General features: G+C 73.1%; 14 protein-coding genes. 8 read left to right on the top strand and 6 right to left on the bottom strand.

Annotation, left to right across the window (positions count from 1 at the left end; all coding sequences use genetic code 11):
• The first annotated feature begins 48 nt into the window (after positions 1-48).
• Positions 49-4,773, top strand: a complete 4,725-nt coding sequence (locus tag ACH4VO_RS30605) for a hypothetical protein (RefSeq protein WP_360997360.1) — start codon at positions 49-51, stop codon at positions 4,771-4,773.
• Between the two features lie 120 nt (positions 4,774-4,893).
• On the opposite strand, the gene ACH4VO_RS30610 is transcribed toward ACH4VO_RS30605, so the two are convergent.
• Positions 4,894-5,355, bottom strand: a complete 462-nt coding sequence (locus ACH4VO_RS30610; RefSeq protein ID WP_398441759.1) for a hypothetical protein — start codon at positions 5,353-5,355, stop codon at positions 4,894-4,896.
• 462 nt (positions 5,356-5,817) lie between these two features.
• Between ACH4VO_RS30610 and ACH4VO_RS30615 the strand changes: the two genes are divergently transcribed.
• Genes ACH4VO_RS30615 through ACH4VO_RS30630 form a run of 4 tightly spaced genes read left to right on the top strand, consistent with a single transcriptional unit; the run spans position 5,818 to position 10,092 of the window.
• On the top strand, positions 5,818-8,622 hold the full coding sequence (locus ACH4VO_RS30615; RefSeq protein WP_360997362.1) for a nitrate- and nitrite sensing domain-containing protein: 2,805 nt from the start codon (positions 5,818-5,820) through the stop codon (positions 8,620-8,622).
• The gene (locus ACH4VO_RS30620) at positions 8,619-9,059 is read left to right on the top strand and encodes a roadblock/LC7 domain-containing protein (RefSeq protein WP_360997364.1); all 441 of its coding nucleotides are present in this window, start codon (positions 8,619-8,621) and stop codon (positions 9,057-9,059) included. The genes ACH4VO_RS30615 and ACH4VO_RS30620 overlap by 4 nt, the downstream gene beginning before the upstream one ends.
• Before the next feature lie 9 nt (positions 9,060-9,068).
• Positions 9,069-9,506, top strand: a complete 438-nt coding sequence (locus ACH4VO_RS30625) for a DUF742 domain-containing protein (RefSeq protein WP_360997366.1) — start codon at positions 9,069-9,071, stop codon at positions 9,504-9,506.
• Positions 9,487-10,092 (top strand): ATP/GTP-binding protein, encoded by a 606-nt coding sequence (locus ACH4VO_RS30630; protein WP_360997367.1) that lies wholly within the window; start codon positions 9,487-9,489, stop codon positions 10,090-10,092. Before ACH4VO_RS30625 ends, ACH4VO_RS30630 begins: the two co-directional genes overlap by 20 nt.
• Before the next feature lie 141 nt (positions 10,093-10,233).
• On the opposite strand, the gene ACH4VO_RS30635 is transcribed toward ACH4VO_RS30630, so the two are convergent.
• A complete protein-coding gene (locus ACH4VO_RS30635; protein WP_360997368.1) occupies positions 10,234-10,581 on the bottom strand; it encodes a DUF962 domain-containing protein in 348 nt (115 codons plus the stop codon).
• Between the two features lie 161 nt (positions 10,582-10,742).
• A complete protein-coding gene (locus ACH4VO_RS30640) occupies positions 10,743-11,549 on the bottom strand; it encodes a M15 family metallopeptidase (protein WP_360997370.1) in 807 nt (268 codons plus the stop codon).
• 75 nt (positions 11,550-11,624) lie between these two features.
• Here ACH4VO_RS30640 and ACH4VO_RS30645 point away from each other — a divergent pair, with 75 nt between their 5' ends.
• A complete protein-coding gene (locus ACH4VO_RS30645) occupies positions 11,625-12,122 on the top strand; it encodes an NUDIX domain-containing protein (RefSeq protein ID WP_360997381.1) in 498 nt (165 codons plus the stop codon).
• Here the strand turns inward: ACH4VO_RS30645 and ACH4VO_RS30650 are convergent.
• Complete coding sequence (locus ACH4VO_RS30650; RefSeq protein ID WP_360997372.1) at positions 12,113-14,482, bottom strand: glycoside hydrolase family 31 protein; 2,370 nt, start codon at positions 14,480-14,482, stop codon at positions 12,113-12,115. The genes ACH4VO_RS30645 and ACH4VO_RS30650 overlap by 10 nt on opposite strands.
• Before the next feature lie 239 nt (positions 14,483-14,721).
• Between ACH4VO_RS30650 and ACH4VO_RS30655 the strand changes: the two genes are divergently transcribed.
• Together ACH4VO_RS30655 and ACH4VO_RS30660 are read left to right on the top strand one after the other, a co-directional pair.
• On the top strand, positions 14,722-16,698 hold the full coding sequence (locus tag ACH4VO_RS30655) for an acetoacetate--CoA ligase (RefSeq protein ID WP_360997374.1): 1,977 nt from the start codon (positions 14,722-14,724) through the stop codon (positions 16,696-16,698).
• A gap of 196 nt (positions 16,699-16,894) precedes the next feature.
• Positions 16,895-17,758, top strand: a complete 864-nt coding sequence (locus ACH4VO_RS30660) for a hypothetical protein (RefSeq protein ID WP_360997383.1) — start codon at positions 16,895-16,897, stop codon at positions 17,756-17,758.
• Positions 17,759-17,838: 80 nt separating this feature from the next.
• On the opposite strand, the gene ptsP is transcribed toward ACH4VO_RS30660, so the two are convergent.
• Positions 17,839-19,509 carry a phosphoenolpyruvate--protein phosphotransferase gene (ptsP, locus tag ACH4VO_RS30665; RefSeq protein ID WP_360997376.1) on the bottom strand — a complete coding sequence of 557 codons (1,671 nt, stop codon included), beginning with the start codon at positions 19,507-19,509 and terminating at the stop codon, positions 17,839-17,841.
• Between the two features lie 100 nt (positions 19,510-19,609).
• Positions 19,610-20,059 (bottom strand): PTS glucose transporter subunit IIA, encoded by a 450-nt coding sequence (locus ACH4VO_RS30670; protein WP_360997377.1) that lies wholly within the window; start codon positions 20,057-20,059, stop codon positions 19,610-19,612.
• Positions 20,060-20,589: the final 530 nt, after the last annotated feature.

A 20,589-nucleotide genomic window follows, 5' to 3' on the forward strand; every position in this document is an offset into this window, starting at 1 on the left:
TAGAGCAGCCGTCCCCCCCCGTTGCCTGAACGACGAGAGTCCGCCGCCATGTACGAGTTGTCCCGGGTCCGCCTCTACTCCATCGGACCCGCCGGTGCGCGCTACGCCGACACCGTGCTCGACCTGCGCGGAGTAGGGGAGCCCGTGCCCCGACCCGCGCCGGCCCAGGCGGAGTTCTTCGAGGACGAACCCGTCGGCCCGCCACGCCGCCCGGCACCCGCGGGGGTGCTCTTCCTGGAGAACGGCGGCGGCAAGTCGGTCCTGCTCAAGCTGATCTTCTCCGTGATGCTGCCGGGACACCGCAACACCCTGGGCGGGGCCAGCTCCGGCGTCCTGCGCAAGTTCCTGCTCGCCGACGACTGCGGGCACGTCGCCCTGGAATGGCAGCACACCCTCACCGGTGAGTGCGTCGTCGTCGGCAAGGTCAGCGAATGGCGCGGACGCCAGGTCTCCAACGACCCCCGCAAGTTCGCGGAGGCCTGGTACTCCTTCCGTCCCGGGCCGGGCCTCAGCCTGGACAGCCTGCCGGTCGCCGAGGCCACCGCCGTGGGCCGGCCGGTCGAGGGCGTCTCCGGCGCCCAGGGCAGGCGCCGCACCATGAAGGGCTTCCGCGACGCCCTCACCGACGCGGGCAAGTTCTACCAGCACCTCGACGTGCACTGGGAGGAGATCCACGACCGCTGGAACGAACACCTCGGCGACCTCGGGCTCGACCCGGAACTCTTCCGTTACCAGCGGGAGATGAACGCCGACGAGGGCGAGGCCGCCGGTCTCTTCGCCGTGAAGAAGGACTCCGACTTCACCGATCTGCTGCTGCGCGCGGTCACCGACACCCGCGACACCGACGGTCTCGCCGACCTCGTCAGCGGCTTCGGCAACAAACTGGGCCGGCGCGCCGAGCTCACCGCCGAGCGCGACTTCACCGCCGGCTCCGTCGAACTGCTCGGCCGGATCGTCGACGCCACGGGGGCCAGGGCCCGCAGCCGCGACATCCACGCGGGCGCCGAGCGGCGCACCCGCACCCTGGCCCGCAGGCTCTCCGCCCGTGCCGCGGAGGAACGCGGCCGCACCGGGGAGCTCGCCGCGCAGGTCACCGCCGCGGCCCGCACCGTCACCGAGGCCGAGGCGGACCGCGGCCGACGGGCCCTGATCGCGGCCGAACTGGCCTACCGGCACGCCTCGCTGGCCCTGACCGCCGCCGAGAAGGGCGCAGCGGCACAACGCCGCGAACTGGGCGAGGCACGCACCCTGCACGCGGCCTGGCAGGCCGCCGAGGCGGTCCTGCGCCACCGTGCGGCGGCGGACCGCTCCGCACGTGTCGCCGTGGCCATCCGGGAGGCCGAGCGTGACGCGGCCCCCGCCCTCGCCGCCCGCGCCACGGCCGCGGCCGACCTCGTACGGGCCCTGCACACGGCCGCGGAGGCGGGCGAGCGCGTGGCCGACGAGGAGGAGGAGCGCTCCGCCGTCCTCCAGGCCACCGGAGAGACGGCGCACCGCGACGCCACCACCGCCGCGACCGAGGCCCAGCGCGCCCGCAGCGAGGCCGGGCACCTGCGACAGCGCCTCGCCGAGGTCGAACAGGAGACCGCCGAAGCCGTGCGGGCAGGCTGGCTCGACGACACCGCGCCGGACGCCGACCCGGCCCGCGCGGCGCTCGCCGCCAACGACGCGGAGCAGTCCGCGGTCGCCGCCTGGGACACCGCCAGGGAAGCGGCCCGGGCCGCGGCCGACCACGCACGGGAAGCCGCCGCGGCCGAGAGCCGTGCCGAGCTGGCCGCCGCCCGTGCCGCCGACGGCGCCCGGGCCGCCGAACAGTCGTACGAGGCCGAACGCAGGGCCGCCGAGTCGATCGCGGCCGACCACCGCCTCACCGACCTGCTGGGCCTGCCGGGCGCGCCCGGCGCCGGCACACCCCGCCCCCACCGGTCCACCACCGACACGCAGGAGAACGACGGGAGCGCACCGCGCGCGACGGGCTCCGCCCCCCACGACCCGCACACGCTCACCGCCGAGGAGTTCGACGCGGCCGCCGACGAGCTGCGTGAACTCCTCGACCAGGGCGTCGCGTCCGCCGAACGACGGCTCTTCGACCTGCGGACAGCGGCCGCCGACGACTCCCGCATCCTCGGGGCCCTCGGCGACGGCGGACTGCTGCCGCCCGGCCCCGACGTCCTGGCGACCGTCGAGTACCTCGGTGAGCACGGCATCCCCGCACTGCCCGGCTGGCGCTACCTCGCCCAGGCCGTCGAACCCGCCGACCACGCCGCCGTGCTCGCCGCACGCCCCGAACTGGTCGACGGCGTCGTCATCACCGACCCGGACGCCCACACCCGCGCCCGGGAGGTCCTCGCCGCCGCCGCGCTGCTGCCCCGCTCGGCCGTGGCCGTCGGGACGACCGCCGCGCTCCTGGCTCCCGTACCGGCGCCCGGCACCGGCACCGGCAGTGACGACGTGTTCCTGGTCCCGCCGAACCCGGCGATGCACGACGAGCACGCCGCCGACGAGGAGCGCCTGGCCCTCAGGACCCGGGCCGCCGCCCGCGACGAGGACATCCGGGCGCTCGCGGCCCGGCTCACCGCCGACCGGGCCCTCGCCGCCCGTATCGCCGCGTGGCGCGCCGACTGCCCGTTCGGCATGCTCGGTGAGCTCGGCGAGGCCGCCCGCACCGCCCGCACCGCCGCCGAGACCGCCGAAGCCGTCCTCGCCGAGGCCCGCACCGTCCGCGCCGAGGCGGACGAGGCGGCCGCCGACGCCGCCCGCGTCCGCGAGGAGCGGCAGGAAGCCGCCCAGCGCGCCCGCCGCGCCGCCGACGCCCTCGCCGGTCTGGCCCACCGCCTGCGCGACCGGGCGGCCTGGCAGGCGCGGCTGCGTGAACTCACCGACGAGGCGGCCGAGTCCGAGGCACGCGCCACGGCCTGCCTGGAGCGCGCTCGCGCCGCGGACGAGGACCGCCGGGCAGCCCAGCGCGCCGCGGACGACGCCCACCGCACCGCCCGGGCCCTGCGGGCCGAGCGAGCCGAGATCGCCGGCGCCCCGGAGACCCTCCCGGAGCCGGCGGCCGGCAGCGCACGCACCTCGCTTCCCGCCCTGCGCGAGGCCTACCGGGCCGCCTCCCAGCTCTACGAGAAGGTCGGGGTCGGCGCCGACCTGCGCGCCGAGCAGGCCAGGGCCGAGAGCGACGAGAGTGCCGCCCTGGCCGAGCTGGACCGGCTCACCAACAAGGTCCGCACCCGCGCCGCACAGCTCCTCGAAGGCACCGACGGCGCCGACGGACCCTCCCGGCAGGCGGCCGCGGCCCGTGCGGAGAGGCTCGTCCAACTCCTGGAGACCCGGGCGTCCACGGCCAGCGAGCAGCTCGGCAGACTGCGCGGGGAGGCCGAGCGGCTCGCCCCGGCCGATGACGCACCCCACCACACCGAGCTCCCCGAGGACCTCTCGCCGGCCGACGCCGACCACGCCCAGGACCTGCTCCGCACGGCCACGGCCGAACTGGCCTGCGCCACCGGGACCCTGGACACCGCCCACGCCGCCCACGCCGAACTCCTGCGCGCCCACCGGACCGCCGAGGAGTCCGCCGGCGGGTTCGACGAGACCGCGGCTCTCCTGCGCGACCTGCTCAGGGACCACGGCACGGACGACGGGACCGACGCCTCCGTCCCGTACCCCGGCACCCTGGAGGAGGCCAGACAGTCCGCCGCCGAGGCCCGCCGCTCCCTGCGAAGCTGCGCCACCGAGCTGTCGGCGGCCGAGGGCTCCGTACGGGAGGCGAGCGACGTGCTCGTACGCCATGCCAACTCCACCCGCTACGAACAGGTCCGGACACCGGCACGGCAGCAGATCAGGGAACTGCCCGCGACCGCCCTGCCCGACCACGCGGAGAAGTGGGCCACGGCCTTCGCCCCGCGGCTGCGCGTCCTGACCGACGAGCTGGCCCAGCTCGAACGCAACCGCGACTCCATCGTCGACCGGCTGCGCGGTCTCGTGGAGTCCGCTCTCACGACACTCCGCTCCGCCCAGCGGCTCTCCCAGCTCCCCGAAGGGCTCGGCGAATGGTCCGGGCAGGAGTTCCTCCGGATCCGCTTCGAGGAACCCGACCAGGCCACCCTCACCGAACGACTCGGCGAGGTCATCGACGAGGCCACCCACGCAGCGCTCAGGAAGAACTCCGACCTGCGCCGGGACGGCATGTCCCTGCTGCTGCGCGGCGTGCAGGCTGCCCTGCGGCCCAAGGGAATCGCCGTGGAGATCCTCAAGCCGGACGCGGTCCTGCGCGCCGAGCGGGTCCCGGTCGGACAGATGGGGGACGTCTTCTCCGGCGGTCAGCTGCTCACCGCCGCCATCGCCCTGTACTGCACGATGGCGGCCCTGCGCAGCAACGACCGGGGACGCGACCGGCACCGCCACGCGGGAACGCTCTTCCTCGACAACCCCATCGGCCGGGCCAACGCCACCTACCTGCTGGAACTTCAGCGCGCCGTGGCCGACGCGCTGGGCGTCCAGCTCCTCTACACCACCGGGCTGTTCGACACCACGGCCCTCGCGGAGTTCCCGCTGGTCATCCGGCTCCGCAACGACGCGGACCTGCGGGCGGGGCTGAAGTACATCAGTGTCGAGGAGCACCTTCGCCCCGGGCTTCCGCAGCAGGACCCCGAGGGGGAGACCGTCCACGGCGAGATCACGGCGACGCGCATGTTCAAGCGGTCCGCGCAGACCCCCGACACCGGGGGCGGTGCACAGCTCCCGCAGATGCGTACGGAGACGGCACTCCGCTGACGCGGGCTCCCGCCCCACCCGGCCGGCTTTCCCGGGTGGGGCTCGCGCACCTCGCGCACCGGCGGCCCGACCCGGACCGGATACGCCCGCTCCGCTTCCCGGCCGCCGGGGCGCGGGCTCTCAGGCCCGGGACAGCCCGCCCGCGCCCCGGCGGCGTATCCGGGCTTCCTTGCGGGCCCGGCTCCTGGCCGTGCGCCGGGCAGCCCGCCGCTCGCGGCGCATTTGGCGAGCCGTGCTGCTCGGCACCGAGACCACGCCGTGCCGCTGGTTCCACACCTGCCGGGTGACCCACACGTCCAGCGCCGACCACGTGGCCACCACCGTGCTGGCCACACCGCTGACCACCATGGGAAAGGCGAGCCAGGAGCCCGCCAGCGTGCACAGGAACGCCACCACGGCCTGGATGATCGTCAGCGACACGATGAGCACGGCGCGCACAGCGGCCGTCCGCACCGGATCCGGCATCCGCCGGCGCTCCGCGGGTTCCTCCACCCACAACTGCCGTCGGATCCGCGCCCTGCCCGCCGGTTCCGGCGCCGCGGCTGCCGCCCGCACCCCACTCCGACGCTCGTCCGTTTCCAAGGACCCTCAACTCCCCACCACTGTCGGACCGAAGGGTGGCTGCCCGGCTTGCGCCCGTTCTACGCGGGCGGCGCCTGCCGGCGTGCCGCGCGAGCCCCGTCATGTCCTCTGCCCCGTACACATGGACGAACGCAGGGAGAGGAAGATTCCCGGGAACGTCCGCAATCGGCCCCGAAAGGTCACGGACCGAAGACTTCCGGCCAACTGACTCATGCGGGTACGCGGCCGACTGCCAGGCGCTCTCTGTCGCTTTCGCGAATTTCTTCGTAGGGAATACCAGGACAACTGGTGGCCAACTCCGGGATCTACGGCCGAAAAGCGTCCGGACACGCCTTCGAGTTACCCGTAAGTCGGTAGTAGGCTCGCGCCGTTTGTTGACGGAACACCGACGGACCTTCGGTGAACCACCACCGGAACACCGGACGTCCACCCCCGCGGTGCGGGGTCGAGCTGGGGGAGGCCATGCGCTTTCGCGGGAAGTCCATCCGCAGGAAGATCGTGGCGTTGCTCCTGGTGCCGCTCCTCTCACTCACGGGCCTGTGGGTTTTCGCCACCTACATCACCGGGCGCCAAGCCGGGGAGCTGATGGGCGCGACCGCCATCGTGGAGAAGGTCGGCCACCCGCTGGAGGACACGGTCCGCGCCGTGCAGGGCGAACGCCGTCAGACGCTCGTCTTCCTCGCCGATCCCCGGGCCTCCGACGCCCTGCCCCTCCTGCGCCGGCAACGCGCGGCGACCGACCGGCTCGTGGCGGACGTCCGCCGGAGCGCCCGGCGCGACGACATCCGCGACGCCCTCGGCCCGGACGCCGAGGCGAGGCTCGACTCGATCCTCGGCGAGATCGACGGACTGGACGCGCTGCGCGACTCCGTCGAGAAGCGCACCATCGACCGGACCAGGGCGCTCGACTTCTACAACGGCCTCGTCGACCCCTGCTACCGCTTCCTCAACGGTCTCCACACGCGGGAGAACGTCTCGATGGACAAGCAGGTCCGAGCCCTGGTCGGCGTCTCCCGGGCCAGGGAGATGCTCTCCCGCGAGGACGCGCTGATCACCTCAGGGCTCGTCGCGGGACGGCTGGGCGCCCCCGAACTCCGTGCCGTGTCCGACCTCGTCGCCAACCGCGGACTCCTGTACGAGGTCAACCTCGAGCTCCTGCCCGCGGCCGAACGCACGCGCATGGAGCAGTTCTGGGGCAGCCCCGACACCGAACCCCTGCGCACCACCGAACAGCGGCTCATCGCGGCCGGACCGTTCAGGAAGACCGGTGCCGTCGACGCCGCGCGCTGGCAGGAGGTGGCCACGCCGGTCCTGGAGAGCCTGGCCAACGACAGCACCGAGATGTCCCACCGCTTCCAGGACCGGGCCGAACCCGCCGGCTACCGCGTCCTGATCAAGGCCGGAGTCGCCGGCGTCCTCGGCTTCGTCGCCCTGCTCGTCTCCGTCTTCGTCTCCGTACGCGTGGGACGGGAACTCATCCGTGACCTGTCCCGGCTGAGCAAGGACGCCCACGAGGTGTCCGGAGTACGGCTGCCCAGCGTGATGCGGCGGCTGGCGGCGGGCGAACAGGTCGACGTGGAGACCGAGGCCCCTCACCTCCAGTACGAACGGGACGAGATCGGCCAGGTCGGCCAGGCACTCAACACCTTGCAGCGGGCCGCCGTCGAGGCCGCGGTCAAGCAGGCCGACATGCGCCGCGGTGTCTCCGAGGTCTTCGTGAACCTGGCCCGGCGCAACCAGGTGCTCCTGCACCGCCAGCTCACGCTCCTGGACACCATGGAGCGCCGTACCGAGAACAGCGACGAACTCGCCGACCTCTTCCGCCTCGACCACCTCACCACCCGTATGCGACGCCACGCCGAAGGCCTGGTGATCCTCTCGGGCGCGGCCCCCTCCCGCCAGTGGCGCAAGCCCGTCCAGCTGATGGACGTCGTACGCGCCGCGGTCGCGGAGGTGGAGGACTACGAACGGATCGAGGTCCGCCGCCTGCCCCGGATCGGCGTGGGCGGCCCCGCCGTCGCCGACCTCACCCACCTGATCGCGGAACTCCTGGAGAACGCCACCGTGTTCTCGCCTCCGCACACCGCGGTCCAGGTGCACGGCGAACGCGTGGCGAACGGCTTCACGCTGGAGATCCACGACCGGGGCCTCGGTATGCCACCGGAAGTCCTGCTGGACGCCAACCTGCGCCTCGCCGAGACCCCCGACTTCGAGCTCTCCGACACCGACCGGCTCGGCCTCTTCGTGGTCAGCCGGCTCGCCCAGCGGCAGAACGTCAGGGTCTCCCTGCAGACCTCGCCGTACGGAGGCACGACCGCCGTCGTCTTCATCCCCGCACAACTGCTCACCGACGCCCCCGACACCCCCGACACCCACGGCACGGGCTTCCGTCTCGACCGCCGGGCCGAGAAGGCCATCGGCAGCGGCCGGCCGGGCACCGGAACGGCCGGCAAGGCCCGCCGGGACGGCGCGGTGGAGGGCGCCGGCAGATCCTCCGGGCTCGCGCCGGTCCCCACCGGCCTCACCGACCCGTCGGTCCTCGACGGCCCCGTCGAACTCGAAGGCCCGATGAGCGCGCTCGGCCTCGACGATCCGGCACTCGACCGGGCACTCGACCCGGCCCTGGCCCCCGTCCTCGACGGGGTGTCGGACCTGGAGGACACCGAGAGCGAGCGCGGAGGCATCTTCCGGGCCCGTGCCCTGCGCCGGGACGACGACCACGAACAGCATCAGCAGGCCGGCGACCGGACGGACGGGCCCATGGCCGACGTCCGCCCGATGCGCCCGTCGGGACCGGCCCCGCTGCCGCGCCGCACCTCGCCCACGCTGGTGACCGACAGGGGCCGCCGGGTCGGCGAGCCGGGCCGCTCCCATCCGACGCCGCCGGACGACTCCCCGCCCCGCCCCGCGGGCCTTCCGGCGTCCCCGGGCCGCGACCGCGTCCCCGCACCAGCGGCCCCCGAGGCCCGCCCGCCGCAGCGCGGCGCCGCCCCCCGGCCGCCCGCACCGGACACCGTGGGCGGGCTGCCCCGCAGGGTCCGGCAGGCGAGCCTGGCCCCACAGCTACGGGAGGACTTCGCAGGACGGACCCCCGGCCACACCCCCGCCGTCACCGACGAGGATCTCGAACGTGACGCGGACGACGTACGCAATCGCATGGCTTCGCTACAACGCGGCTGGCAGCGCGGCCGTCGGCAGAACGCCGAGGACGGGACCGGCCACGGCGAGACAGCACCAGGAACGACTCCGGGAGGGGACGGTCGATGACCGCACCGCACGCCGCACACCGCACCGCACGCCAGAGCTCCGGCGAACTCGACTGGCTCCTCGACGAACTGGTCGAGCGCGTCGCGAGTATCCGCAAGGCGCTGGTGCTGTCCAGCGACGGCCTCGCCACCGGCACGTCGCGGGACCTGACCCGTGAGGACAGCGAGCACCTGGCGGCCGTCGCCTCCGGGTTCCACAGCCTCGCCAAGGGGGTGGGCCGCCACTTCGACGCGGGGCGGGTCCGGCAGACCGTCGTCGAGCTCGACGAGGCCTTCCTCTTCGTCACGGCGGCCGGCGACGGCAGTTGCCTCGCCGTCCTGTCCGACTCCGACTCGGACATCGGTCAGGTGGCGTACGAGATGACCCTGATGGTCAAGCGCGTGGGGGCCCACCTTGCCAACTCCCCCCGGACGACCGGTACGCCCGCCGGAGGGTGAGGGGATGGCATGAGCGCCGACTCCGCCCGGGACGCCGTGCCCGGATCAGCTCAGGCTCCGGCGGACGCGGGCCTCTCCCGCTGGTACGACGCCGACGCCGGCCCTGTGGTCCGCCCCTACGCGATGACCCGGGGGCGTACCAGCAGCGCGTCCCGTCACCGTCTCGACCTGATCGCGATCGTCGTGCCCGAACCCGCGGCCGACGACCCCGGCCGGGACCAGACGCTCTCCCCGGAGCACGTGGAGATCGTCGAACTGTGCAGCGACATGCCCCAGTCGATCGCCGAGCTCGCCTCCGGACTCGACCTCCCCGTCGGGGTGGTCCGCGTGTTGGTCGGTGACCTCGTCGAGGACGAACTGGTGCACGTCACCCGTCCCGTTCCGCCGGCCGAACTGCCGGACGTGAGCATTCTTCGCGAGGTGATCAATGGCCTTCGGGCGCTCTAGCCGCAGCAAGCGGCCCGTCGAGCCCGTTACCCTCAAAATCCTGGTGGCGGGCGGCTTCGGCGTGGGCAAGACGACACTGGTGGGCGCGGTCAGCGAGATCAGACCGCTGCGCACGGAGGAGACACTGAGCGAGGCGGGGCGCCCCGTGGACGATCTCGCCGGGGTCGAGGCCAAGAAGACCACCACGGTGGCCATGGACTTCGGGCGGATCACTCTCCGGGAGGATCTGGTCCTCTACCTCTTCGGGACTCCGGGCCAGGACCGGTTCTGGTTCCTCTGGGACGAGCTGGCCCAAGGTGCCCTGGGTGCGGTGGTGCTGGCCGACACCCGGCGGCTGGAGGACTGCTTCGCGGCGGTCGACTACTTCGAGCGCCGCCGGATCCCGTTCACCGTCGCCGTGAACCTCTTCGAGGGAGCCGAGCAGTTCCCCGTCCCCACGGTGCGGGCGGCACTCGACCTCGACGCCGAGGTGCCGGTGCTGCTCTGCGACGCTCGCGACCGCCCGTCCGTCCGGGACGTGCTGGTCGCGGTCGTCGAGCACGCGCTGGCGCGTGCCGACCTGCTCCGGGAACCCGCCAAGGCCTGAGCGCCGGCGGCAGCACCGCACGCGGCCCGTACCCCCGCCGACCGGGGTACGGGCCGCGGGCACGGCACGTACGGGCGACGGCCGTGGCAGGAGTGTTCACCCGGGCCGAGAAGTCGTCAACCCTGCGCGTGGGTGGGCTTCTCAGGTGTTCCGGGCGAGCCACCCGGCCGCCGTCTCCGCCAGCTCGCGGTCCCCTCCGGCGAGCATCGTCCGGATCATCCGCACGTCGCCGCGCAACGACCACACGGGGTGCCCGAAGGTCGCCGGATTGTTCTTCTCGATCAGGAGATGCGCGGGCCACGCGGTGCCGTACCCGATCAGCGGCAGCGCCGCGGCGTACCGCTTGCGGCCCCGCGCGAGCCCGTAGAGGGTGACGGCGAGACCGGTCAGGGTTCCCGTCAGATGGACCCACCGGGTCGCCGCCCTGGAGTGCATGGCGACGTAGTACGGCCAGAACTCCTCGTACGAATCGAACGTCTGCTGTGGCATGAGGGCACCGTAACGCCTGATCCCGCAACCGGATACGGCAGTTCCGCGTCCGAGAGGGAGAACGGGCGCCCGGAGCCCACGGGGGTGGTCCCGGGTGCCCGTTCCTCCCGACGGAGTGCCGTCACCCGGTCCGCCGGCCGCCGACCCCGGTCCGCGGGGCGTCAGCGTCCGGCGACCGAACGCCTGGCGACCGGGAAGTCGAAGTAGGTGTCCGGGAAGGGCTCGGGCTTGTAGGTGTAGTGCCACCACTCCTCGGCCAGGTTCACGAAGCCGAGCCCGGTGAGCGTCTCCTTGAGGAACTGCCGGTTGGCCCGCTGTACCCCCTGAGCCCGCGGGTCGTCGGTGTGCGACAGGGTGTCGAAACAGTCGTAGCCCGTTCCCATGTCCACCGAGTTGTCCGGGAAGCGCTCGTCCTGCGGCGCGTAGCAGGGCGCGAGTTCCTCGCCCGGCACGTAGGGGCGGGTCGGCAGCGCGGGCAGCCTCACCAGCGTCAGGTCGACCGTACTTCCCCGGCTGTGACCGGATTTCTCGGCGATGTAACCGTCCTCGAAGAGACGCGTCTTGTCGACGTGCGGATAGAACTCGCCCTTCATGGACTGGTCGTCGAGGTCCTTCGCCCACCGTACGAAGTGGTCCACCGCCCGCTGCGGCCGGTAGCAGTCGTACACCTTGAGCGAGTAACCCCGGCGCAGGAGCGCCGTCTGGGCCGTGTGCAGTGCGCGGGCCGCGGGCCGGGTCAGGACGCAGACGGGCTGCCGGTAGCCGTCCACCGGCTCCCCCACGAAGTTGTGCGCGGTGGTGTACCGCATCTCCGTGATGATCGTCGGATCGACGGACCGCAGGTCGACGAAGTCCCGGGGAGCCTTGGGCTCCGGCTTCGCCACCGCCCCCGGAGCGGCGGCGGTCACGGTGAGCAGGGCGGCGGCAGCGGCGGCCAGGGCGCGGAGTGTGGAAGCAATTGCTGTCATGGGCACACCGTCTATCAGTTCGGAGGCCGCAGGAGAAGAGCGATCGGATACAGTCCGCCCGTGAAGGACGCCCCCGTGAAGGACTCCCACTGCGGCTTCTGCGGAGCTCCGTACGCCGACGACGCCTGGCCCCGCACCTGCCCGGCCTGCGGCCGCACCGCCTACCGCAACCCGCTGCCGGTGGCCGTCGCCCTGCTGCCCGTCACCGGCCCCGACGGCGCCGGACTCGTCGTCATCACCCGCACCGTCCCGCCGCACCGGGGCGGCCTCGCGCTCCCGGGCGGATACATCGACCACCGCGAGGACTGGCGCCACGCGGTCGTACGGGAACTGCGCGAGGAAACCGGTATCGAGGCCGACAGGACGGACGTGCGGCTGGCCGACGCCCTCAGCTCACCCGACGGCCACCTCCTGCTGTTCGGCCTGCTCCCGCCCCGCCCGGCCGACGCCCTTCCGCCCTCCGCACCGACGGACGAGACCTCGGGCTACACCCTGCTCCACGCCCCCGGGACCCTCGCGTTCCCCCTGCACACGGAAGCCGTACGCGCCTGGTTCGCCGGCCGCTACGACTGACCCGCCGACGGCATGCCCCGCACGCGGACCGCATACGGCACCACCTGCCCCCCGCCGAGCCGCTCGACCACCACGCGCCCGTCCACGAGCCGCGACCTGTACCGCTCCACGTCCGCCCGCGCCCACCCGTCACCCACGTCACCGACGACCGTGCCACCCCCGGTGCGGCCCGCCACGGGCGCCCAGGCCTCCAGTTCCGGCCGCCCGTCCGCACCCCGCACCAACAGGACGGACCCGGCCCGCGCCAGCACCGGAATGCGTGACAGAGGCGCGTCCACCACGACCCGCCCAGGACCCTCGAACGCCTGACCCGTGACCGTGTCGTACCAGCGCCCCCCGGGCAGCCGCACCGTACGGCGGTCCACCCCGCTCTCCAGCACCGGCGCCACCAGCAAGGCGTCACCCAGCAGGAACGCGTCCTCGCACTCCCGCAGCGCGCGGTCCCCGGGCGCCTCCCACCACAGCGGCCGCACGTACGGCGCGCCCGTCAGCCGGGCCAGCTGGGCCAGCGTCCCGAAGTACGGGCGCAGCCGCTCCCGCTCCTCCAGGGCCGCCCTCGCGTGCGCCAGCACCTCCGGGCCGAACTCCCACGGCTCCCGCCGCCCCGTCCCAACGGCCGCACGTGTCCGGAACAAGGGCAGGTACGCGCCCAGCTGGAACCACCGCAGATACAGCTCGGGCGACGGCGTGCCCTCCGCCCCTCCGACGTCCGGCCCCGAGTACGGCACCCCGCACAGCCCGAGACCGAGGACCAGGGCCAGCGAGGCCCGCAGCCCCGGCCATCCGGTGCCCACCTCCCCGGCCCACGTACCGCCGTACCGCTGCATCCCCGCCCACCCGGACCGTGAGAGGAGGAACGGCCGCTCGTCCGGGCGCAGCCGGCGCAGCCCCTCATGACCGGCCCGCGCCATGGCGAGCCCGTACACGTTGTGCGCCTCACGGTGATCCCCGCCCCGGCCCTCCAGAGAGTGCCGTGCCGAACACGGCAGCGACGGATCACCGAACGCGGAGAACGCCACCGGCTCGTTCCCGTCGTGCCACACCCCGGAGAAGCCCTGGCCCAGGCAGTCCTCGTACAGCGTCCCCCACCACTCCCGCACCCGCGGGTCGGTGAAGTCCGGATGGACACACTCACCCGCCCACCCCTCGCCCCGCACCACACGGCCCGACGGGTCCCGGACGAACGCGCCGGCCGCCCCCACGGCCCCGCCGGCGTCGAACACGGCGTTGCCCGGCGACGCCCTGACCGCCGGATCCACCACCGCCACCAGCCGGACGCCGTCCTCGCGCAGTTCCTTCGCCAGCCCGGGCAGACCGGGGAACCTGCCGCGGTCCACGGTGAACACCTGACGGGCCTCCAAGTGACCGAGGCCCAGGTGCAGCACCGAGAGCGGCAGACCACGCTCCCGGTACCCGGCCACGACCTCCCGGACCTCACGCTCGCCTCCCGACCCCCACTCGGCGTGCTGCGGACCCAGCGCCCACGACGGCGGCACCGCGGGCGCACCGGTCAGTGCGGTCCAGCCCTGCAGCACCCTGGCCGGCGTACCGACGACCACCCAGCACCGCAGCGGACCACCCTCCATCCGCACCTCGCAGACCCCCGGCCGGTCATGGCCGGAACCCGCGCCCTCCTCACCCTCGCGCAGCGTCACCCGGCCCGGCCACGTGCTGTCGTGGAACGCCAGATGGGTCCCGGCGTCCGACACCACCACCTGCACCGGCATCGTCACCGACAAGGGGTCGTCCCCGTACCCGGACGGGCTGCCCGGACCGGTGTTCCACAGCCGGTACGCGCCGTCACGGAGCCGCGGGCCACCCGCCCGCGCACCCAGCCCGAAGAACCGCGCGTCGGCCGGCACCTCGGACTGCTGCACCCACCGCGCCACGCCCCCCTCCACGGGCTCCCACCAGCGCGGCGGCAGCTCGCGGCGCAGCAACACCCCGCCCGGGGTGCGCAGTTCGACCGCCCCGCGCCGCGACACCGTCACCGTCAGCCGCTCCGACACGACCTGCCAGCCACCGTTCGTGTCCGGCTCCAGCTCCGCCCGCGGATCCGGCTCCGGCACGTCCTTCGGCACCGCGTACGACGGCAGCGGCCCGGCGCCGTCCCAGGACCAGAACACCGCGCCGCCGGCACACACCCGGACCCGCAGCTCCGAGCGGGCGAACCGCACCGTGCCCCCGCCCGGCCCCGGTTCCGCACTCACCAGCAGGCCGGGCACCCGCGCACGCTCCGCCCCCCGCCGAACCGGCGCCCGCGCGTCCACGCGCCGGCGCCGCCAGGCCGAACGCAGCGTACGCATCCCCCGCACGGAACCGACCAGTCTCACCGAACGCACCAGGTCACGACCATCCATGCGGGCCACCCTGCCATCCGCCCGGCACGGAACGGGCGCCGTTCAGCTTCCGTTCATCTGCGCCCGCACCGCACAGCCCCCTGTGGCCGCACCACACAGCCGGACACGCGACCATGGGAGGGGGACCCTGGTGCGAAGGACGATCACGTGGCATCGTCCGGGGTGCCGCTCACGCGCACACCCCAGCCCGTGCGCGCGACGCACGCACACCCGCGTACCCGAATGGCCAGGGAGCCCCCATGACCTCAGCAGCCGCCGAAGCCCCCCTCTGGCAGCCCGACCCCGAACGCGTCGAGGCCGCTGCCGTCACCCGCTTCCAACGCTGGGCGGCGGGGCGGTACGGGGCACCCGCCGACGGCGGGTACGCGGCGCTGCACCGATGGTCCGTCGACGAGCTCGACAACTTCTGGGAGGCCGTCGCCGACTGGTTCGACGTGCGCTTCTCCACCCCGTACGAGCGCGTGACCGGCGACCGCGCCATGCCCGGCGCCCAGTGGTTCCCCGGCTCCACCCTCAACTACGCCGAGCACGCACTGCGCACCGCGGAGGACCCGCTGCGCGCGGACGCCCCCGCCCTGGTGTATGTCGACGAGACGCACACCCAGGTCTCCGTCAGCTGGTCCGAGCTCCGGCGCCAGACCGCCTCACTCGCCGCCGAACTGCGCGCACTCGGCGTCACCCCCGGGGACCGGGTCAGCGGATACCTGCCCAACATCCCGCAGGCGGTCGTCGCCCTCCTCGCCACCGCGGCGGTCGGCGGCGTATGGACCTCCTGCGCCCCCGACTTCGGCGCCCGCAGCGTCCTCGACCGATTCCAGCAGGTCGAGCCCGTCGTGCTGTTCACCGTCGACGGCTACCGCTACGGAGGCAAGGAGCACGACCGCACCGCTACCGTGGCCGAACTCCGCCGCGAACTCCCCACCCTGCGTGCCGTCGTCCACATCCCGCTCCTGGGGACCGACGCGCCCGAGGGCGCTCTCGCATGGTCCGCCCTCACCGCCTCCGACGCCGAACCGGTCTTCGAGCAGGTCCCCTTCGCGCACCCGCTGTGGGTGCTGTACTCCTCCGGCACCACCGGACTCCCGAAGGCGATCGTCCAGTCGCAGGGCGGCATCCTCCTCGAACACCTCAAGCAGATCGGCCTGCACTGCGACCTCGGCCCCGACGACCGCTTCTTCTGGTACACCTCCACCGGCTGGATGATGTGGAACTTCCTCGTCTCCGGCCTGCTCACCGGCACCACCGTCGTGCTGTACGACGGCAGCCCCGGCCACCCGGACATCGGCGCCCAGTGGCGCGTCGCCGAACAGACCGGCGCGACCCTCTTCGGCACCTCCGCCGCCTACGTCATGGCCTGCCGGAAGGCCGACGTCCACCCGGGCCGCGACTACGACCTCAGCCGCGTCCAGTGCGTCGCCACCACCGGCTCCCCGCTGCCGCCCGACGGCTTCCGCTGGCTCCACGACGAGGTGGCCGACGACCTCTGGATCGCCTCCGTCAGCGGCGGCACGGACGTGTGCAGCTGCTTCGCCGGAGCGGTCCCCACCCTGCCCGTGTACATCGGGGAACTGCAGGCCCCCTGCCTCGGCACGGACCTCCGCTCCTTCGACCCCGCCGGCGAACCGCTGATCGGCGAGGTCGGCGAGCTCGTCGTCACGAACCCCCTGCCGTCCATGCCGATCCACTTCTGGAACGACCCCGACGGCAGCCGCTACCACGACAGCTACTTCGACATGTACCCCGGCGTCTGGCGCCACGGGGACTGGATCACCCTCACCGACCGAGGCTCGGTCATCATTCACGGCCGCTCCGACTCCACGCTCAACCGGCAGGGCGTACGGATGGGATCCGCCGACATCTACGAGGCCGTGGAACGGCTCCCCGAGATCCGCGAGTCCCTCGTCGTGGGCCTCGAGGAGCCCGACGGCGGGTACTGGATGCCGCTCTTCGTCCACCTCGCCCAAGGCGCCACGCTCGACGACGCACTCCGCGACCGCGTCAAGCGGACGATCCGCGAGAACCTGTCCCCGCGCCACGTGCCGGACGAGATCATCGAGGTCCCCGGCATCCCGCACACCCTCACGGGCAAGCGCATCGAGGTGCCGGTCAAGCGGCTCCTCCAGGGCACGGACCTGTCCAAGGCGGTCAACCCGGGATCCGTCGACGACCTGGAACTCCTCCACTTCTACGAAGCACTCGCCCGCGAGCGCCGCTGACCCCGCCGGACGGCCGCTGTCAGTCCCCCTGGTTACGCTGAGTGAGCATCGATCACCGTGCACAGGGGGACTCATGGCGTACACCGGGCAGACGAAGAACACCGGACCGGCCGAGCCCGTCGGGCGGGCCGGACCCGTCGGGCGGGCGGAGCAGAGCAGGCGGGGCGGGCACGGCCGGCACCGCCCCGGTACCTCCATGCGACGCACGCTGCGCCGTGAAGCACCCAGCACCGTCGGCCTCCTCGTCGACGCCGAGGACTTCGCGGCGATGCGCCGCTACCGCACCTTCACCTTCGACGACCACGCCGTCTACCTCCAGCAGGTGGAGGGCCTGCTCAGGACACTGGCCGCGCAGGGCGTGCACACCACGGTCGCCCTCTTCGACCCCGAGGACTACGCGGACTTCTGCAGGGAATCCGGCCTGGACCCCGACGAGCGCGGGAGCCGCAGCCGCTTCACCGCCGAAGTCGCCGCCGCAGGCGCCACCGTGGCGTACACGGGCCAGCCCGTCGACGCGCTGATCACGCTGCTCGTCTCACGAGCCGTCCGCCGGGCGACGTGGGAGTACGCCACGATGCTCCTGGCCGGCCTCGGACACTGCGCGGACTGCGGACAGGACGTCGGTCGCGCCGCGTTCGACCGGGCCTCCCACCTCCTGGCCCGCCTGCTGGAGACGGCCGGACCGGGCACGCACCACGTGGTCTGCAGCACCCCCACGGAGCACGAACAGCTCCTCGCGGTCCTCCACATCACCCAGAAGGCGGGCGCCCACGCCCGTCTCGATTCCTCGGAAGGGGCCGAGTTCACCACCGTGCTCGCCGCGGGCGTCGCACTCGACGCCCCGGGCGGTGTCGTCCTGCGCACCAGCGCCCCGCACCGCCCGGACCGGGTGCACGGCTGGCGCCTGGCCCGCGGCGGTCTCGTCCCGCTCACGGCGGGAGAGGTCTTCAGCGCCTACTGCACCGATGGCGACACGGGCGAAGCCGTACCTCCGGAGTCCGGCGTCGAGTACCACGCGGGCTTCGACCTCGGCGCCGACGAGCCGGGGGAGCACCACTGACACGCCGAAGGGGTTCCCGCCGCGACCGGCGGGAACCCCTTCGGCTCCGAAGACCCGGCCGGCGCACCGGCCGGCCGGACCTATTCGCCCGACAGCACCGCCTGAGCGGCGAGGCGCGCCTCATCGGCGGAGTCCGCCGCCCGTGCGGCGGACGCGGCGCGCTCACACTGCGCCAGCGTGTGCTTCGCCAGCGTCGCGCGCACGTAGAGGATGGACGCGGCACCCATCGAGAGGGAGGTGACGCCCAGTCCGGTCAGCACACAGGCGAGCAGCGGGTCCGAGGCGGCCTCACCGCACACACCGCAGCTCTTGCCCTCCGCCCTGGCGGCTTCGGCCGACAGCGCGACCAGATCCAGGAGCGCGGGCTGCCAGGGGTCCTGGAGCCGGGACACGGCTCCCACCTGACGGTCGGCCGCGAAGGTGTACTGCGCCAGGTCGTTGGTGCCCAGCGAAAGGAACTCCACCTCCTGCAGGAGGGAGCGCGCCCGCAGCGCGGCGGACGGAATCTCCACCATCGCGCCGAACTTCGCCTCCAGCCCGGCCTCCCGGCAGGCGTCCGCGAACGCCCTGGCGTCGGCGCGGTCGGCCACCATCGGGGCCATGACCTCGAGGTATACCGGCAGCCCCTCGGCCGCCTTGGACAGGGCCGTCAGCTGGGTGCGCAGGACGTCGGGGTGGTCGAGCAGACTGCGCAGACCGCGGACACCGAGCGCGGGGTTCGGCTCGTCGGCCGGGGTCAGGAAGTCCAGCGGCTTGTCCGCGCCGGCGTCCAGCACCCGCACGACCACGCGTCCCTCGGGGAACGCCTCCAGCACCGCGCGGTACGCCGCGACCTGCTTCTCCTCGGACGGCGCCCGCTCGCTGTCGTCCAGGAACAGGAACTCCGTACGGAAGAGCCCGACGCCCTCGGCACCGGCCTCCACCGCCGCGGGCACGTCCCCAGGGCCGCCGACGTTGGCGAGCAGCGGCACCTTGTGACCGTCGGAGGTGGCGCCGGGGCCGGTCGTGGCGGACAGGGCCGCCTTGCGGGCCGCGGCGGCGCTCCGCATCTCGGAGCGCTTGCTCTCGCTCGGCTCGACGAAGATCTCACCCGTGCTGCCGTCGACCGCGACAACCGTGCCTTCGGCGATCTCCCCGGCCCCGGGGAGGGCGACGACGGCCGGCACACCGAGCGCCCGGGCGAGGATCGCGCTGTGGCTGGTCGGCCCGCCCTCCTCGGTCACGAAGCCCAGGACGAGTGCCGGGTCGAGCAGTGCCGTGTCCGCCGGAGCCAGGTCACGGGCGATCAGCACGTACGGCTCGTCGCTGTCCGGCACGCCCGGCATCGGGACACCCAGCAGCCGCGCGACGATCCGGTTCCGTACGTCGTCGAGGTCGGCGACCCGCCCTGCCAGATAATCCCCGGCGTTGGCGAGCAGAGCCCGGTATGCGGCGAACGCGTCGTACACGCCCCGTTCGGCGGTACTGCCGACGGCGATACGGCGTTCCACATCGGCGATGAGCTCGGGGTCCTGCGCCATCATGGCCTGGGCCTCGAGCACGTGCTGAGCCTCGCCCCCCGCCAGATTGCCGCGCGCAATCAGGTCGGCGGCAACAGCTTCCACAGCCTGGCGGGCGCGCCCCTGTTCACGCTCGGCCTCGTCCGCGGGAATCTGTTTGGCGGGCGGCTCCAGGACCGCCGTGCCCATGTGCCGAACCTCGCCGATCGCCACACCGTGGCTCACGCCGACGCCTCGCAGCGTTGTCTCCATTTCACCCGTCTCCGATTGTGCGGCGGCGGTGCCGCCGCGGTGGATGCCCGACTGGCCGATTACCGCGACTCCGGCTCAGCGTGTTGCTTCACCGAGGGTGTCACTGCCAGCCGAACAGGGTCTCGCCGGCCTTCACGTCGCCGTCCTCGAGGACCCCGGAGAGGGAGTCGGCGGTGGCTTCGAGCGCCACGACCGGGCAGATCGCCGACTTGCCGGCCGCCTCCACGCCCGCCGGGTCCCAACGCACGATGCCCTGGCCGCGGGTCACCGTGTCCCCCTTGTTCACGAGCAGCTCGAAGCCCTTGCCGTTGAGCTGGACGGTGTCGATACCGAGGTGCGTGAGCACCCCGTGCCCCCGGTCGTCCACGACGACGAAGGCGTGCGGGTGCAGGGAGACGACGATGCCGTCGACCGGCGAGACGGCCTCGGACGGCTCGCGCACCGGGTCGATGGCGGTACCGGGGCCCACCATCGCGCCGGAGAACACCGGGTCGGGTACCGCGGCGAGCCCGATGACGCGGCCGGCAAGAGGGGACGTCACTGTGGTCATGGAGAGCCTCCCAGGGGGCGGAGATTTCTGTGTCGCCGCCGTGCTGACGAAAGACGGCGTACTGGTCAGCAGAGTAAGTCATATGAAGTCCTGGTTCCGTACGAGAGCTACCGGTTGACAGACCCGAGACGCACCCGCACGGGATTTGCCTCGCCTCAAGGGAACCTGTACTGTCGTACTCCTGCCTGGCCCCAACGCGACCTTGAGTCGGGGGACGGCGGCGACTCCTCAGCACAGACTGTCTCTCCGACTGTAATTCCGCATGCCTGCGGAGCCTGGTCAGGGAAAGAGGAAATGGCTGATAGAGTCGGAATCGCCGGAAAGGGAAACGCGAAAGCGAAGAACTGGAAAGCACACCCGCTTCGACCGGGAATCGGACGCGAAAGAGTCTGATAGAGTCGGAAACGCAAGAACGAAGGGAAGCGCCCGGAGGCGCCCGGTGAAACGGGACCGAAGGAAGCGTCCGTTCCTTGAGAACTCAACAGCGTGCCAAAAGTCAACGCCAGATATGTTGATACCCCGGCCTGCTT

The organism is Streptomyces sp. NPDC020780, assembly GCF_044334475.1.
Lineage (GTDB): Bacteria > Actinomycetota > Actinomycetes > Streptomycetales > Streptomycetaceae > Streptomyces.